This window comes from Ruminococcus sp. AF17-1AC (assembly GCF_003461385.1).
In the GTDB taxonomy this organism is placed as follows: domain Bacteria; phylum Bacillota; class Clostridia; order Oscillospirales; family Ruminococcaceae; genus Hominimerdicola; species Hominimerdicola aceti.
This window is the reverse complement of sequence record NZ_QTWZ01000017.1, coordinates 36,535-52,129: the sequence shown is the minus strand read 5'-3', so window position 1 is coordinate 52,129 and position 15,595 is coordinate 36,535. Positions and strand designations below refer to the sequence as shown.

The following is a 15,595-nucleotide window of genomic DNA, read 5'->3' as shown; positions in this document are numbered from 1 at the left end:
TTATTATACTTTGATTGTTTTTTATGTGTCAAGTTTTATTATACAGGATTACCCATTTTATGCACTTTTTGCTTGACAAACACAGTGGACAGTTTTTAAGAATATTTTACTCTGCTCTTGCATGGCGTTTGAACTTAATGATTAGTTAATTTTAAATAAAAGTCGTATAATCAGTCAAATATGATAATATAGTTGACAAAATGTAAATTATTAATGAATTCTAAAATTTACTTGACAAATATTTCAAGGCGAAGTATAATAAAAAAGTGTAAATATAGTCAAAAAGGCATCTTATTATGTGAAATAAATGTTTTTCTTGTTTGACTTAATTATGATAAGAGGAGTGAAACGCTATGACACCGGAAGAAGCTTCTCAGTTGTATAATATAGAACAAAGAAATTATTATGATTACTTTGGTTATATTCAGTCGTAGTATATAGAAGAGTTCAAGGTGGAACAGCGCCAAAGTTAACTGATACATCTACACCTGGACGAAGTTATGAATTGCCAGCACCGTGGTCTGAATGGATAGAGGAAGCTGCTACTAATGTAAAGATTATAAAATAGCATTAAATGGAGTGTGTGTAATGGATAATAAAATGCGTATAGTGGCGGAAGAATTTGAAAATACAACTACTGGAGAGAAAGTAACCGGTGTAACGGTTATGATTGATGGAAAGTTAAGACAGGTCTTTGATATTATGATTGCAAAAAGTGGTTATAACAAGAGTTATTTGGAAATGTTGCAGGAGGTACTTGTTTTAGGAATAGATGAGTATATCAAGAAATTGAAATAGTATATTCAATTACTTATCGTTGGTATTTTAAACCTGCGGTTCGAAATTTGGAAACGCAATCCAAGCAACAGCAAAAGTCAGCGGAACGATCTCTAATGGCATGGACGGATTTGATATGCTGTCGATGGGACTGGGAATGATAGATCCCGATAACCCATTAACGGCATTGAACAATAAGCTGCATCAGAGTGATATTTATAATGGTTTCCAGATGGGCGTGAGTATGCTTTCATCCTTCAGTGGTGCAGCATCACAGAATATGGCTTGTTTTATTGCTGGAACTATGGTTCTTACAGCTACAGGACTTGTTGCAATAGAAAAGCTTTCCGCAGGAGATGTGGTAATCTCAACAAATCCTGATACCCTTGAAACGGCAGGAAAGACTGTTCTTGAGACTTATGTGCGCAAAGTAGACAAGCTGGTACATCTCACGATAAACGGCGAAGAAATTGTGACTACAGATAATCACCCGTTTTATGTACAAGGCAGGGGTTTTATTAATGCAGGAAATCTGCTCGTTGGTGATAAACTTATCAGCGTAAATGGCGAAGATTTGTTTGTTGAGAAACATCGGGTTGAAGAATTTGACGAGCCTGCCACTGTTTATAATTTTCAGGTTGAAGATTATCATACTTATTTTGTTGGTGATTGTGCGGTTTAGGTGCATAACAAGAATTGTAAACCACGATCACCAAAATCAGATGTTGTAGAAAAAGGTGAAAACCTTGATGGTTCAATTACCTATACTAAGAATATAAATGGAAAAAATGTTCAAGTAACTTATAGTAAAGAAGGATATCCTGATTTTTCACCATTTTCACATCCGGATTATCCAGATCCTGTGGAGATTAATATGACTGGTAATAATTATAAGGACTTTAAAGCAGCAAATGAGAAAATTGGTCTAAGTGGCGCAAATCCACCAGACGGATACACGTGGCATCATTTAGAGGATGGTAAACATATGTTGTTGGTGGATTCGAGTGTCCATGATGCTACCTTGGGAGGTTTTCCTCATACTGGTGGTGCTTCAATTGTAAAAAATAATTAAAGGAGCAATGAGAAATGAGATTATTAAATTCTGCTGAACCTGTTTTATATGAGGATGTTTTAGAATTTGGAAATTATTTAGGTGTAAAGTTACCTGAAGATTATGTAGAGTTTATTGTTAATGCTAATGGTGGAACACCTGAACCAGATATGCTTTACGATTTTTATGATGAAGTTTCTGAACAAGAAAACACATCAGTAATAAGAAGGTTCTTTTCTTTTTTTCCAAATGTAGAATGCGAAAAGAATAATATTAAGTTCATTTATAATGTAATGAGAAGAGAGAAAACAATTCCGGTTGATATGATACCAATCGCAGATGATCCCACTGGAAATGTAATTTGCATATCATTATCTTCAAATGATTACGGTGCAGTATATTTTCTTAATCATGAATTCGAGGATTCTGATACAGGCTATTTGATGAAAAGTAAAATAACGGATTCTTTCAAAGTGTTTATTGAAAAATTGTATCCAGATGAGTGATAAAAGTAACATATAATGTGGAGAACGTGTAGGTTGTTATTAAGATTAAACAATTGGTATTTCACCGATAAAATGTTTTATATAAGAGAGGTTAATCAATGCAAAATAATGAACAGCTAACAGAACTCATATCCAACTCACAAATAGCCTTTTTAAATGGCGAGTTGCAGGAAGCATTCAGCCTATACTCAACACTTATATGTTCAAAGCAGAGGATTTATCGAAGCAGGAAATCTTCTTGTTGGTGATAAGCTTATCAGTGTGAATGGTGAAGACTTAGTAATTGTGAAATTCTTCATTGAAGAAACTGCTGAATCTGTTTCCGTATATAATTTTCAGGTTGAGGATTATCATACTTACTTTGTTGGTGAGTGTGCGGTTTGGGTACATAATAAATGTAAAACAACACAGAATCCAGACGGTTCATATGACGTTGAAGCTGAATATAAGGATGGTTGGACTGATGATCAAAAGCGAGCTGCTGATAAGAAGTGTCAACAGCTTAGTGAAGCGGATACTAAAATAGCAAGTAAAGATCAAATAGATTCACAAAGAAAAACAAGCTCTAGTTCCAATAAGCAATTCAGAGAAAGAAATAATATTCCAAAAAGTCAAGACATTGATCACATTCAGGACATCCAATTTGACGGTATGGATGTCGATGCAAATAAGCAAGGTCTTGATCGAAGCGTAAATAGAAGCCTTGGAAGACAATTTAAAAACGGTACTGGAGATTTAGCTGAAGGAACAGTTCTTAGGAATTTTAAGATGGTAGATAAAATAACACCATAAAGGGAGCAATATATGTTTGATAATTTTTTTAATTTTGTTAAATTGCCTGTAGGTAAAGAAATCACTTCTGTAGTGACATTTCTTTCAAGTGTCTCGGGATTAAGTTTTTTCGACGGGCTATTTAGATTTTTTAATGAAGAACAAAAGAATAAATGGGAAAAGATAGTCACGGAATATTATATTGATTACTTAGGAAAAATTGAAGTTGTTTGTTATGACTGGTTAGGACGTGTTTTTGCTTTAAGTGATGATACCAATACTGTAATATTTTTTGAACCTGGTACAGGCAAGGTGTATGATACAGATGCCGGCATTGAGAAATTCTTTGATTATGTTGTAATAGAATATACGAACGATTGCTTTGCTTTAGATTTCTTTAAAGAATGGTTCGAATCTACAGAAGGATATCAATTGTTGAATAGTGAATGCGCAAGTTACAAGATTCCATTATTTCTAAATGGAGCAGATTCTGTAGAGAATTTAGAGGTGTGCGACATGGAAGTTCACTGGGAAATAATGAGAGTTACGCATAATCTAAATGATTAAATGTGATTTTTGATAAACTAGGAGATGCTTTTGGTGGAAGAATTAATTGAAAGAATTAGTAATACTGTTGAAAAGAAGAAAGTGAAAAGCCTTTGCAATAAAATATTAAAAAAATGTAGTTTTAAATCCGAAAATGATTTACGAAATATTTCTTCACTTGCAACGTGGTTGTATATCTATGGTTTTTATGATGAAATGATTGAGGTGTGTGATTTAGTTAAGGATGTCGAATTTTCTGGGAATTATAATTTATGGTTTATCCCTGACATGACAATGTGTCTAAAATCTAGAGTTCTTCGGGAAAGAGGAATGCATAAAGAATCTCACATATTAATGGATAAAGTAAACAAGTATCGTCATCCAGAATTATATAAAAATTTGGTTGATTCATATGAAAGAAAAATGGATCTAAACATAGCAGAAGAGTTAAAAAATCGACCAAAATCCTTAGCGGAAGTATGGAGATTTTCTAAACTACAATTCGCTGTAAGATTTAGAGAAGCAGGTAACTTTCCTATTCCAGACGAAAAGTTTGATAGCGATATTCGAGATCTTGTAGCTATTTTAAAAAAGGTTAAATAGGTTGCTAAACATGAGAGAGGGTGATAATATGCCTGTAATCCAAAATAACAACATTTATGAATTAATCTCAAATTCCAAAGTTGCTTTTATAAATGGACAATATCATGAAGCGTACTACCTTGCCAATGAAGCAATTAAACTTGATGAGAACTGTGCAGATGCTTATCAGTCTGTGATGCGTATCCAGATGATTTTTCTGAGTTCATGGACTCCTATAATGGCAAGCCTAACGGTCCGGCTATTTCAATGAGTCAGGCGGATCATAAAAACACTGCAAGTTTTGGACGTAAAGCTGGTTCTGATCAGTATCGCGCTGATCAAAAAGCATTGCTTAAGCAAGGAAAATTTCAGGAAGCATTTGATATGGATGTTGAAGACATCACAAGTCAGTTCCCTGGAAAATATGATAGTTCCATTGATGAAGCACAAACGAATTTAAATGATTTGATAAGCAAGTATAACGAATGGAAGAGAGGAAAATAAGATGGATTTGATATTTGTCCCTTACACGGAGATTGGAACACTTTGCTTCAATGCGTCTAATGACTCTGCAATTAAAGTGTTCGGAACACCTATTTCACAGTCTATGTATGGGTATCCCCAAAAAAACAAGCATTCATATGATTATGGATTTTTTCATATTCTTTTAAGCGAGAATTTAGAGTTTGAGGCAATTGAATTATTTCCAGATATGACAGATGAAAAAATATGTTTGCTGTATAACAACGTAAAAATCATCCTTAATCCATCTGTTAATATAACACTTGAAGAATTGAAGAAAGCAACTGATGATTTACTTTTAGATGATGACGGCGAGGGTTATACAAGTAAAAAATTAGGTTTAAGAATTTACTGCCCAGATGACATCGTTGAACAAGTCATTATTCACGATGTAGATTATTATAAGTCCTAATTATTATATTGACTAATGAGGAAAGGTGGGTTTGTAATGGAATATGGAAAAGATCAGCTTAAAAGTTTTATTTCTGATTCTCAAGCCGCATTTATGAACGGTCAACTACAACAGGCGTTCAGCCTGGCAAAAGAGACAATTAAGCTTGATGAGAACTGTGCTGATGCATATCAGTGTGCAGCAAATGAGGCTATAGGAAGAAATGGCTCAAAGGCTCCAATAGGCTACACATGGCATCATATAGAAGATGGAGAGCATATGTTACTTGTTAGCACGGATGTACATAGTAATTTTCCACATACTAGTGGAGCATCTATAGCAAGAAATAGTTTATAAGAAAGAGTAGAATAAAAATGATGTTGATAAATAGTGGTTTAAAACTTAATGAAGAAAAACTTCAAATGTTTGAAAATGAGTTAAAAGTTAAATTACCAGTTGATTATAAAGAATTTATGCTTGCACATAACGGAGGAATGCCTGAAGATGATCTGATGTTTAACTATCATAATAGTGTTAATAACAAAGAATCACGAAGCTTGATACAAATGTTTTACATCATATATGAAGAAGAAAATTATGAGATATATAACTTGAAAAATATTTGTTTTACATTATGGAATGATAAAGCATTAACTAAAGATTATTTAGCTATTGCTGAAGATCCAGCCGGAAATTATGTGTGTATTTCATTAAATGCCGAAACTTATGGGAATATATATTTCTGTAACCATGAATATGAGGATGCAGAAACAGGAACTCTGTTAATGGACAAAATTGCATCATCATTTTCAGAATTCTTGAATCTTCTTTATTTGGATGAATAGATGAAGTGAATTGTTTCCTATAACAAGATCATGGCAGCTAATCCGGACACTTTAGATTGCGGAGAAAACAGTTCTTGAAACGTATGTCCGTCAGGTAGAAAAGCTTGTTCACCTTATAATAAATGGTGAAGAAATTGTAACTACAGATAATCACCCGTTTTATGTACAAGGCAGGGGTTTTATCAATGCAGGAAATCTGCTCGTTGGTGATAAACTTATCAGCGTAAATGGCGAAGATTTGTTTGTTGAAAAACATCGGGTTGAAGAATTTGACGAGCCTGTTGACGTTTATAATTTTCAGGTTGAAGATTATCATACTTATTTTGTTGGTGAATCTGCGGTTTGGGTGCATAATAATAACAAAGCTTGTCCTGTTCCTGAACCAAGAAAATCGGAAAAACACAAAACAGCAGATGGCGAACCTTTAACATATAAATCAAATTCAAAACATACGCCTGGTCAAGATGGTAATTGTTCAGATGCTGGTATTGAGCCAAGAAATTCATTTGAATTATTTGAGGATTCGATTGCTTCAACTGAAAAAACTGGTCATAGATATGCATATGAAAAAGAAACAGATACGATTCACAGATTTTTCTCAAATGCAGAGGAAACAGAATGGCACTGGTGTGGTTCAGAAAATCAAGGAAAAAATTCTTTGAATATAACAAAGATACCCAAAGATATTAAAAAAACATTTACAAAAGAGTATGGTGTTAAATGGAAAGGAAGATAATATGTTAATTGGCGATCCTTATAAATTTGCAGTTTTATTTGATAGAGTAAAAAAATGGAATCCATCTTTAACAGATAATAATGGTTTTTTTGCACTATGTATTGATGGAAAATTATTTCCTGATGAAATTGAAAATGCAGTAATACCTGTAGGTGTTAGAGATGTCAAAGTAGCTTTATCTGGAATTCCAGTTGATGAAAAAATATTTGACATGGATTCAAAAGATGCAATTTTGATTTTGTATGATCTTGTATATCCAGAGTTTGATGATGAGAAAAGTGATGAAGAAAACAGGGATAATGATTTTAGATATTTGCTTTCTACAAATGAATTAGTTGATGATAATTATCTTGTTTTTGCTGTAGGAAAAGAAAGGAAAATTAGAATACTTGGTACAAAAGCAGAGTATGATTTTGAAGAGAAAAGAGATGTTTTATGTAATTCAAAAGTAACTGAAATAATCCTCGAAAAAGATTATGTTAATAATGTTATTGCTCAACTTGAAGAGATAAAGTGGAATTAAGATTTGAATATTGGTACATTTAATAATCAGCGAATCTTGCACTATATGCCCGACAAGTATACAAGATTGTACATCTGACAATTAACGGTAAATAAATTATCACAACCGAAAATCACCCGTTCTACGTTCAAGGCAGAGGCTTTATCAATGCTGGAAACCTTCTTATCGGTGATAAACTTATCAGCGTAAATGGCGAAGATTTGTTTGTTGAGAAACATCGGGTTGAAGAACTTGACGCGCCTGTTGACGTTTATAACTTTCATGTTGAAGATTATCATACTTATTTTGTTGGTGAATCTGCGGTTTGGGTGCATAATTCGGAATGTAAAGTGAGTACTTCAAGAAGAGATCATATATTAGAGGGTGAAGGGCCTAATGATCCTGGGCATGGCCCCAATAGGGGATTTGGCAATAGTGCTTTTCCTGACACTTGGACAGACGATTACGCTATAAAAGCCGTTGAAGATGTAGCCAATAGTCCAAATTCAACATGGAGACAATCAACAGGACCTGGTGGAGGACGTAACGCTCCTGTTACAATAGGAGGTCCTGATGCAAATGCTCCATTAACCACAAGAAATGGACGACCAGTTAGGTTTATTGTTGAAGGTAGAAATCATGGATTAGATGTTAGAGTTATTGTTGAACCTGGCGGTGAAGGAATAGTTACGGGATTTCCTATTAATCGATAAAGTGTTAGGAGAATTAGTGATGAAAAAAGAAGCATATGATAAATTTATGAAAAAAATATCGAGTGAATTCAAAAATGTTGATACAGTTAAAGAATTTCTTTTAGATGCAGCGGAATTAGCTATGTATGGAGAAAAACGAGTGGCACTTGAAAATTTTCTTGAAAATCTACTGGAAAATGAGATACATATTTCATCCGAATTGATAGATTTGGCAGAAGAGGCATTTAGTGATAACCCAACAGACTATGATAATAGATTAATTTTTGAAATGAAACAATTTAAATTAAATTAATGTGTAATATAAAAGTTGTATGCAAATACGAATACGCTTGAAACCGCACCGAAAACGGTTCTTGAAACGTATGTCCGTCAGGTAGAAAAGCTTGTTCACCTCACAATTAATGGTGAAGAAATTGTAACAACTGATAATCACCCGTTTTATGTACAAGGCAGGGGTTTTATCAATGCAGGAAGTCTTCTCGTTGGCGATAAACTTATAAGCGTAAATGGCGAGGACTTGTTTGTTGAGAAACATCGGGTTGAAGAATTTGACGAGCCTGTTGACGTGTATAATTTTCAGGTTGAAGATTATCATACTTATTTTGTTGGTGATTGTGCGGTTTGGGTGCATAATGCAAGCTCTGATTATAATCTAATTGAACCGGATAAATACACAGAACTTTCTGAGTCAGAGATGCGAATAATATTATCTGATCGTGGCCTGGATGATACTGCTGTGCAAGATATGATTGATTCTTTTGATGGACCAATATATAGTCGTGAAGGAAACCTTGGAGAAGTTTTTACGATAACTGAGGCATCTGCTGGTGATGCATCAGGAATTTTTGTTACAAGAGGTTCTGCTGGAGCTACACCGGCAGAAAGAATTAATAATCTTGCATTACCGCCTAATAATACTGCACTTGTTGAGAGCCAAATGCAACTTACTCGATCACAAATTTTACTTGAGGGAAAAGTAGCTGCACAACCTGAATGGGCACTTATTGCTGATGATGGCATATCAAGAACAGGCGGCGGATGGCAAGTAGTTACTGATGGTGGAAAATATACAGGTGCAATTGATAGGTGAATTAGTATGAAAGAAAAACTAACTATTCTTTATAATTATCTTAAGAACAATGATCATATGCAGGATGCTAATAGGATTGCTAAAATTCTTGATGAATACGATAAAAATGGTGACTTATCAGAATTATCTATAAAAAAAATAAAAGCAATGTGCAATCCTAGATATCTCGGAAATCTTTATATAAAAGAATTTCCCGATCCATATAAATGGTGGAATTTCTTGGCTGAAATAAAAAAATCAATTGAATGAAACTACGTTGATGATAAGAAGCTATTTTATGGATTTTGAGAATGGTATTGTAAAAATAGACGAGGAAGCATTTAGTCCTAAATATTCTTTTGAAATGTTCCGTCATTCCTCTTTTTATAAGAATTAAGCTTGTTCACCTTATAACAAATGGTGAAGAAATTATCACAACTGATAATCACCCGTTTTATGTTCAAGGCAGGGGCTTTATCAATGCAGGCAATCTTCTCGTTGGTGATAAACTTATAAGCGTAAATGGCGAAGACTTGTTCGTTGAGAAACATCGGGTTGAAGAATTTGACGAGCCTGTTGACGTTTATAATTTTCAAGTTGAAGATTATCATACTTATTTTGTTGGTGATTGTGCGGTTTGGGTGCATAATGATTGTACTGCTGAGCAGCTTCGACAAAATTATGCTGATGGTGAAAAAGCAGAATTAGCTCAGTATAACCTAGAGATGAAAGAACACCCGAATACTAAAAGACAAGTGACGATAAGGGCTTATGGCGAAAATGGCAATCTAAGTAAGAATAGAACAAGAGTTGACTTGTTTAATGATAAAGGCGTTATTGAAGTTAAAGCCTCTAAAACTGCTCCTTTAACAAAAAATCAAAAGGAATTATATCCGCAGATAGCTAAATATGGTGGAAAAGTAGTGGGTAAAAAATATGGAACATATGATATAGAGCCTCAAGATATATATTTGACTCGGGATGGAGTTACAAGTTTATTATTTAAAAAAGGTGGTGGTTAATAAAGATGTCTGTATTGGATAGAAATGTTATAGATTTTGGTCATGAAGATGATGATAAAGTGACATTATGCATTAGTGATCACATTCCATGGGATTCAGAGATATTAAGAGCGCACTTAGAGGTTCTTCAGGACAAAGTAAACGATTATTTAGACTATATTGCATCAGGACAGATATATGAAGACTTCGGTGGAAATGGCAAGACCCCTAATATAAAAATTATTTTCTGTCACAAGCCTACTAAAGAGGTTGAGTTTTTTCTCAACAAAATAAAAGAGACTGTAATAAATAACGAATACACATTTGAATGGATATATAGACCTGTATGATATTCGTTGTTGTGATGACGCAGGCCATTTGTTTGCTGATCAATTCGGTGGTTCACCAGAATTGGATAACCTTGTATCACAGAAAAGCGGATTAAACCGAGGTATAAAAGGGGATTCTAAGACATATAGAAATATGGAAAAACAATGGTCTACTGCATTAAAAAATGGTCAAAAAGTAACGGATATTGATATAAACCTTTCATATAAAAATGGTTCGTCGCGTCCATCAGCATTTGATGTTTCGTACAAAATCGATGGAAAATTATTCAATCGACATTTTAAAAACTAATAATAAAAAACAAATAATTAAAATCTAACAATAAGGAGATCTGCTATGTTAAAAGGTTTTGAAGACGCATTTGTTGATGCACAAGCTAATGTTATTTCGCTTTGCCTTGAATTACTTAAGAATTCTGAAAAGAGTGCAGACGTTATATATGTATACATATTACAAAATGATAACGAAGAGTATATTGACGCATTTTTTGAGAAAGATGGCAAGTTGTTCACAACCAATGATTGGTGTTCAGATGCTCAAATTAAGGAATTCTTTCATTGTGGAATAGAAGATATAGAAAGCATTGTTGAGCTTTGTGATACCTATGATGCAAAGTGTCCACACGAATTCAAATTAGTATACAATGTTAACTCTAAGTCATTTGACTCAAATTACAATTATGAAAATGTAACTGATGTTTATGATAAGGATGTAATTGAGTTAGTCGAAGAATGGTTTAATGAATGCAAAAAAAATATAAGTCATTGATAAATTTTAAAAGATAAAATTATGATTGAAGTCAATGAGCAATTAGGTGAAGTTATATCCAACTCGCAAATAGCCTTTTTAAACGGCAAGCTGCAGGAAGCATTCAGTCTATACTCAACACTTATACGTTCAAGGTAGAGGCTTTATCAATGCAGGAAGTCTTCTTGTTGGTGATAAGCTTATCAGTGTGAATGGTGAAGACTTAGTAATTGTGAAATTCTTCATTGAAGAAACTGCTGAATCTGTTTCCGTATATAATTTTCAGGTTGAGGATTATCATACTTACTTTGTTGGTGAGTGTGCGGTTTGGGTACATAATGCGGAGTGCATCGTACGCAAGAATGGTGAGATTGAGATTACAGATTGGGAAGGTTATCCAAAAGGTGGACCAAAGCCAGATGGAAAACTTAAACTTCTTGAAGGAGAAGAATATACAAAAGCAAGAAAATCTGCTAATAGTGAAAATGCTCAGATTCATAGACAAAATCCTGAATTAAAAGGAAAACAAATTCATGAAGTACATCCTGTTAAATTTAGTGGTAGCCCAACGAACCATTCTAATAAAATTGCGCTTACGCAGTCTGAACATGCAAAATACACCAAGTTTTGGAAGCGAATACAAGCTCAAGCAAAAAATCAAATGAAATGAGGAAAGAAGAATGAATATAGCGGAAAAATATATGACGGATATGGAATTGAATGAACCAAGCAATCCATTAGAAATAAATAAAACTGAAGATAAATTAAAAATTAAATTTCCGGAACAGTATAAAAAGTTTTTGCTATCTCATAACGGGGCTGAGGGTTCTATAGGCGAAAATTCGTATCTCGTTATATGGTCAATTGAAGATATTATCTCTTTAAATGAGGAATATGGTGTTTTTGAGTTTACACCAGAAATTTTATATTTTGGTTCAGATGGTGGGGATATGGCATATGCATTTGATAGGAGAAATTCAGCAGTAAAAATTGTTGAAATTCCTTTTGAATCGATTTCTGTCAATGATGCCGTTACATTATCTGATGATTTTGATGATTTTATAAAATTGATATATAACAGATAAAAACAATTATCAAAATTTATATCCAACTCACAAATAGCCTTTTTAAACGGCAAGTTGCAGGAAGCATTCAGCATATACTCAACACTTATACGTTCAAGGCAGAGGCTTTATCAATGCAGGAAATCTTCTTATCGGTGATAAGCTCATCAGTGTAAATGGCGAAGATTTGTTTGTTGAGAAACATCGGGTTGAAGAACTTGACGAGCCTGTTGACGTTTATAATTTTCAGGTTGAGGATTATCATACTTATTTTGTTGGTGAATCTGCGGTTTGGGTGCATAATGATCGGTGTCCTGTTCCAGAGCCTAGAAAATCAGAAAAGAATGGATTAACTTATAAATCCAATCCAAAACATACCCGTGGTCAACCTGGAAATCGTCCTAATGCTGGTATTGAGCCAAGAAATTCATTTGAATTATTTGAGAATTCGCGCGTTTCAACTATGGGGAAAGGTAGATATACTTATGAAGAATCAACAAAGACTGTTCATCGCTTTTTCAGTAATGCTGAAGGAACTGAATGGCATTGGTGTGGTTCAACTAATCAAGGTGCTAATTCTTTACGTTCAATAGATATACCCAAAGATATACTTAAAGCATTTAAAAATGAATTTGGTCTAAAACTGAAAGGATGGTAATATGTTAATTGGTAATCCTTATAAATTTGCTGTATTGTTTGACAGAGTAGCAGATTGGAATAATTCTATAAAAGATAATAACGGATTATTTGCTTTGTGTATTGATGGCAAATTATTTCCAGATGTAGTTATAAATGCAGTAGTACCGGTAAGTATTTATGATATCAAGGAATCATTGATTGGTATTCCGGTTAATGAAATGATATATAATATGGATACAGATATTTTATTTAAATCTTTGTATAAACTTGTATTTCCAGATGTCGACAATAATGATGATAATGATTACAGGTATCTGCTTGCTACATCAGATTTGACAGATATAGATAATCTTGTTTTTGCGGTTGAAGGAAAAGGAATGGTTCGAATTCTTGCTGCGAAGTTGGAGTATGATGTTGCAGAATCGACTCATATTTTTGACAAATCAGCAATAACGGAAGTCATTCTCGATAAAAATGAAGTTAATCAGATAATAAGAGAGATTGAAAAAGCCATAGGTGAATTTGAAGGTTGAACAAATAAATATCCTTACTAGACAAGCTCGTTCATCTCACGATAAACGGCGAAGAAATTGTAACAACTGATAATCACCCGTTCTACGTTCAAGGCAGAGGCTTTATCAATGCAGGAAATCTTCTCGTTGGTGATAAACTTATCAGCGTAAATGGCGAAGATTTGTTTGTTGAGAAACATCGGATTGAAGAACTTCACGAGCCTGCTACTGTTTACAATTTTCAGGTTGAAGATTATCATACTTATTTTGTTGGTGATTGTGCTGTTTGGGTGCATAACAAGAATTGCACACCTGAAAATAAGCAATCCCTTAAGGAACACCTTGAAGGTACAGCTGACAATACTGGAGCAAAGCCAAACGGTACGATAAATGGCTGCCATGAAGAAAGTCACTTTTTAAGTGAACTTGATATTGCTGGTGGTGATCTAACAGATAATATCCAAAATGTAAGTGGTATAGACGGTGTAACTTATGTTGAATATACAGCAAATACAAAAACGGGAAAAGCCACTAAGACGATATATGATTCAAATGTAATCAGCACTGATGATTTTATTGATCGCGGCTTGGACGCGTATGCTAATGTTCCTGAATCTGTAAGTGGAGGACCTGTTACTGCACTTGATAATTCTGGAAAAGCATGGAATTTTTATATTAGAGATAATAAGCTTATTACCATGTATCCATCGGTTTAAATAGAAGGAGCTTTTTATGAATTTACTTGTAAATAATGAGGCAAATGAATGTGTTGAATTACTTATTAATACGTTAGCTGCGTGTCACTTTAAAAAGTTTATTAAATGTGTTAATAAGAAAGAAAACTGGACAGCCGAGCTTTGCTGGTGTTTTTTTGAAAAATCAAATGATAATAAAGAGTATTATCAATTTGAAACTTTTGAGGGTGATACTTATAGAATGTCTTATAATGATTTTTTGGATATTGTAAAACTTGCAATTATCAGATTTTATCTTGGTACTAACGATGTTAAAATCAAGGAATCATTAAAAGAATATATCAAGAATACAGTATTTGATTCTATTCTTGATAATATTGATCCATCATTAGCATCAGGCGTTCCTCTTGTTTATGGGCAGTGATGTGGTGAGAAAATTGTAAAAACGGATAATCATCCGTACAAGGCAGGGGTTTTATCAATGCTGGCAATCTCCTTGTTGGCGATAAACCAAAAAATTGAATACGATTGCAAGGGAAAAATAAAGAGTATCACATATAAGAATCAAAATTATAAAATCTCAAGGTGACGTATGAATAAGCTTCTGGCATTACTGCAAATACTGATAAAAGAAACAGATGAAAATCATAAGCTGACTACAAATCAGCTTATTGAAAAACTGTCGTAGCAGGGCGTATATGCTCATCGAAACACGATCCCCTCTGATATAGAAAAGCTCAGAAACGCAGGCTACGATATTATCTGCGATAAAAGTACGCAGAATAAATATTTTATGGGCAGCAGGGGCATGGAGCTTTCGGAGATAAAAATGCTGTGCGACGCAGTAAACGCAGCTCAGTTTATTTCGGAAGAAAAATCCTTCCAGCTGATAGACAAGCTGTTTTCTCCTTTGAGCGACTATCAAAAGGAAGAAATAAGAAATCTCATTCAGAAGCCGAGCGAAAATAAGGCGGACAGTAAAAGCATATATTATGCCGATATCATCAACACTGCGATCACGCAGCGACGTACAATCCGTTTTCAGTATTACGAATATAACGAAAAAAGAGAAAAAATTCTCAAGCATAACGGTTATACATATACGGTCAGTCCCTATGCCGCCGTGTGGAACGACGACAGGTATTACCTTGTGGGGTATTGTGAAAAACACAGAGATATAACGGTTTTCAGGATAGACAGATTAGCGAATATATCTCTGACAGACCATCCTTCCAAACCGTGTCCGAAAGATTTTGTGCTGAAGGACTTTATTGCACATACCTTTAAAATGTTCTGCGGTGAGTCTTCAGACGTGATACTGAAATGTAAAAATAAGCACATGAAAGCCATTATAGATAAGTTTGGAGACAATATTGATACAATCGGAACCGATCGTCAATTTTTCTGCGTAAAGGTAAAAGTAGAGCTGAGTCCTACATTTTATGCGTGGCTGTTTCAGTATCAGGGCGAAATTTGTATACAATCTCCACAAAATGCAATAGATCAGTTTGTGCAAATGGGAGAAACTATCATTGAGGTGCATTCATAATTGTGCACCTCATTTTTTTGCTATTGACA

26 protein-coding genes and 2 pseudogenes are annotated in these 15,595 nt (G+C 34.0%); all 28 read left to right on the top strand.

The window, feature by feature from the left end; genetic code table 11:
• Positions 1-588 precede the first annotated feature (588 nt).
• The 28 genes and pseudogenes from DWW81_RS10805 (at position 589) to DWW81_RS10665 (ending at position 15,566) form a co-directional block, all read left to right on the top strand.
• A complete protein-coding gene (locus DWW81_RS10805) occupies positions 589-798 on the top strand; it encodes a hypothetical protein (RefSeq protein WP_117864217.1) in 210 nt (69 codons plus the stop codon).
• 115 nt (positions 799-913) lie between these two features.
• The gene (locus tag DWW81_RS10800; RefSeq protein ID WP_181982729.1) at positions 914-1,459 is read left to right on the top strand and encodes a polymorphic toxin-type HINT domain-containing protein; all 546 of its coding nucleotides are present in this window, start codon (positions 914-916) and stop codon (positions 1,457-1,459) included.
• On the top strand, positions 1,460-1,849 hold the full coding sequence (locus DWW81_RS10795; RefSeq protein WP_117897750.1) for an HNH endonuclease: 390 nt from the start codon (positions 1,460-1,462) through the stop codon (positions 1,847-1,849).
• A 14-nt stretch (positions 1,850-1,863) separates the two neighbouring features.
• A complete protein-coding gene (locus tag DWW81_RS10790; RefSeq protein ID WP_117864208.1) occupies positions 1,864-2,334 on the top strand; it encodes an SMI1/KNR4 family protein in 471 nt (156 codons plus the stop codon).
• A 156-nt stretch (positions 2,335-2,490) separates the two neighbouring features.
• The gene (locus DWW81_RS10785; protein ID WP_117897748.1) at positions 2,491-3,126 is read left to right on the top strand and encodes a polymorphic toxin-type HINT domain-containing protein; all 636 of its coding nucleotides are present in this window, start codon (positions 2,491-2,493) and stop codon (positions 3,124-3,126) included.
• Between the two features lie 12 nt (positions 3,127-3,138).
• Entirely contained in the window at positions 3,139-3,672 is a 534-nt protein-coding gene (locus DWW81_RS10780; RefSeq protein WP_117897746.1) for a hypothetical protein, read from the top strand.
• Positions 3,673-3,705: 33 nt separating this feature from the next.
• A complete protein-coding gene (locus DWW81_RS10775) occupies positions 3,706-4,254 on the top strand; it encodes a DUF6707 family protein (protein ID WP_117897744.1) in 549 nt (182 codons plus the stop codon).
• A 204-nt stretch (positions 4,255-4,458) separates the two neighbouring features.
• Positions 4,459-4,737 carry a hypothetical protein gene (locus tag DWW81_RS10765; RefSeq protein WP_147338098.1) on the top strand — a complete coding sequence of 93 codons (279 nt, stop codon included), beginning with the start codon at positions 4,459-4,461 and terminating at the stop codon, positions 4,735-4,737.
• Position 4,738: 1 nt separating this feature from the next.
• The gene (locus DWW81_RS10760) at positions 4,739-5,167 is read left to right on the top strand and encodes a hypothetical protein (protein WP_117897738.1); all 429 of its coding nucleotides are present in this window, start codon (positions 4,739-4,741) and stop codon (positions 5,165-5,167) included.
• A 36-nt stretch (positions 5,168-5,203) separates the two neighbouring features.
• The gene (locus DWW81_RS10755) at positions 5,204-5,503 is read left to right on the top strand and encodes an HNH endonuclease (protein ID WP_181982728.1); all 300 of its coding nucleotides are present in this window, start codon (positions 5,204-5,206) and stop codon (positions 5,501-5,503) included.
• A gap of 17 nt (positions 5,504-5,520) precedes the next feature.
• Positions 5,521-5,991, top strand: coding sequence for an SMI1/KNR4 family protein (locus tag DWW81_RS10750; RefSeq protein ID WP_117897735.1), 471 nt, complete (start codon positions 5,521-5,523; stop codon positions 5,989-5,991).
• A 55-nt stretch (positions 5,992-6,046) separates the two neighbouring features.
• Positions 6,047-6,727 carry a polymorphic toxin-type HINT domain-containing protein gene (locus DWW81_RS10745; protein WP_117934695.1) on the top strand — a complete coding sequence of 227 codons (681 nt, stop codon included), beginning with the start codon at positions 6,047-6,049 and terminating at the stop codon, positions 6,725-6,727.
• Complete coding sequence (locus tag DWW81_RS10740; RefSeq protein WP_117864184.1) at positions 6,702-7,250, top strand: immunity 42 family protein; 549 nt, start codon at positions 6,702-6,704, stop codon at positions 7,248-7,250. Before DWW81_RS10745 ends, DWW81_RS10740 begins: the two co-directional genes overlap by 26 nt.
• A 95-nt stretch (positions 7,251-7,345) precedes the next feature.
• Positions 7,346-7,942 carry a polymorphic toxin-type HINT domain-containing protein gene (locus DWW81_RS13620; RefSeq protein WP_347562319.1) on the top strand — a complete coding sequence of 199 codons (597 nt, stop codon included), beginning with the start codon at positions 7,346-7,348 and terminating at the stop codon, positions 7,940-7,942.
• Positions 7,943-7,961: 19 nt separating this feature from the next.
• On the top strand, positions 7,962-8,234 hold the full coding sequence (locus DWW81_RS10730; RefSeq protein WP_117864200.1) for a hypothetical protein: 273 nt from the start codon (positions 7,962-7,964) through the stop codon (positions 8,232-8,234).
• Between the two features lie 15 nt (positions 8,235-8,249).
• Positions 8,250-9,032, top strand: coding sequence for a polymorphic toxin-type HINT domain-containing protein (locus DWW81_RS10725; protein ID WP_117945387.1), 783 nt, complete (start codon positions 8,250-8,252; stop codon positions 9,030-9,032).
• A 6-nt stretch (positions 9,033-9,038) separates the two neighbouring features.
• The gene (locus tag DWW81_RS10720; RefSeq protein ID WP_117864196.1) at positions 9,039-9,281 is read left to right on the top strand and encodes a hypothetical protein; all 243 of its coding nucleotides are present in this window, start codon (positions 9,039-9,041) and stop codon (positions 9,279-9,281) included.
• Positions 9,282-9,370: 89 nt separating this feature from the next.
• The gene (locus tag DWW81_RS10715) at positions 9,371-10,033 is read left to right on the top strand and encodes a polymorphic toxin-type HINT domain-containing protein (protein ID WP_181982727.1); all 663 of its coding nucleotides are present in this window, start codon (positions 9,371-9,373) and stop codon (positions 10,031-10,033) included.
• 5 nt (positions 10,034-10,038) lie between these two features.
• Positions 10,039-10,362, top strand: coding sequence for a DUF6572 domain-containing protein (locus DWW81_RS10710; protein WP_117897729.1), 324 nt, complete (start codon positions 10,039-10,041; stop codon positions 10,360-10,362).
• The gene (locus DWW81_RS10705) at positions 10,337-10,651 is read left to right on the top strand and encodes a DNA/RNA non-specific endonuclease (protein WP_181984652.1); all 315 of its coding nucleotides are present in this window, start codon (positions 10,337-10,339) and stop codon (positions 10,649-10,651) included. Before DWW81_RS10710 ends, DWW81_RS10705 begins: the two co-directional genes overlap by 26 nt.
• 45 nt (positions 10,652-10,696) lie before the next feature.
• Positions 10,697-11,128 carry a hypothetical protein gene (locus DWW81_RS10700; protein ID WP_038671820.1) on the top strand — a complete coding sequence of 144 codons (432 nt, stop codon included), beginning with the start codon at positions 10,697-10,699 and terminating at the stop codon, positions 11,126-11,128.
• Positions 11,129-11,258: 130 nt separating this feature from the next.
• Positions 11,259-11,777 (top strand): annotated as a pseudogene (locus DWW81_RS13420) (polymorphic toxin-type HINT domain-containing protein); the annotation flags it as partial.
• Positions 11,778-11,787: 10 nt separating this feature from the next.
• Positions 11,788-12,192 (top strand): SMI1/KNR4 family protein, encoded by a 405-nt coding sequence (locus DWW81_RS10690; protein ID WP_117864188.1) that lies wholly within the window; start codon positions 11,788-11,790, stop codon positions 12,190-12,192.
• A gap of 91 nt (positions 12,193-12,283) precedes the next feature.
• Positions 12,284-12,829 (top strand): annotated as a pseudogene (locus DWW81_RS13415) (polymorphic toxin-type HINT domain-containing protein); the annotation flags it as partial.
• Position 12,830: 1 nt separating this feature from the next.
• Positions 12,831-13,343, top strand: coding sequence for an immunity 42 family protein (locus tag DWW81_RS10680; protein ID WP_117897726.1), 513 nt, complete (start codon positions 12,831-12,833; stop codon positions 13,341-13,343).
• An 8-nt stretch (positions 13,344-13,351) separates the two neighbouring features.
• Positions 13,352-14,038 carry a polymorphic toxin-type HINT domain-containing protein gene (locus DWW81_RS10675; protein ID WP_181982730.1) on the top strand — a complete coding sequence of 229 codons (687 nt, stop codon included), beginning with the start codon at positions 13,352-13,354 and terminating at the stop codon, positions 14,036-14,038.
• A gap of 16 nt (positions 14,039-14,054) precedes the next feature.
• The gene (locus DWW81_RS10670; RefSeq protein ID WP_117897724.1) at positions 14,055-14,441 is read left to right on the top strand and encodes a hypothetical protein; all 387 of its coding nucleotides are present in this window, start codon (positions 14,055-14,057) and stop codon (positions 14,439-14,441) included.
• 369 nt (positions 14,442-14,810) lie between these two features.
• The gene (locus DWW81_RS10665) at positions 14,811-15,566 is read left to right on the top strand and encodes a WYL domain-containing protein (protein ID WP_117897723.1); all 756 of its coding nucleotides are present in this window, start codon (positions 14,811-14,813) and stop codon (positions 15,564-15,566) included.
• Positions 15,567-15,595: the final 29 nt, after the last annotated feature.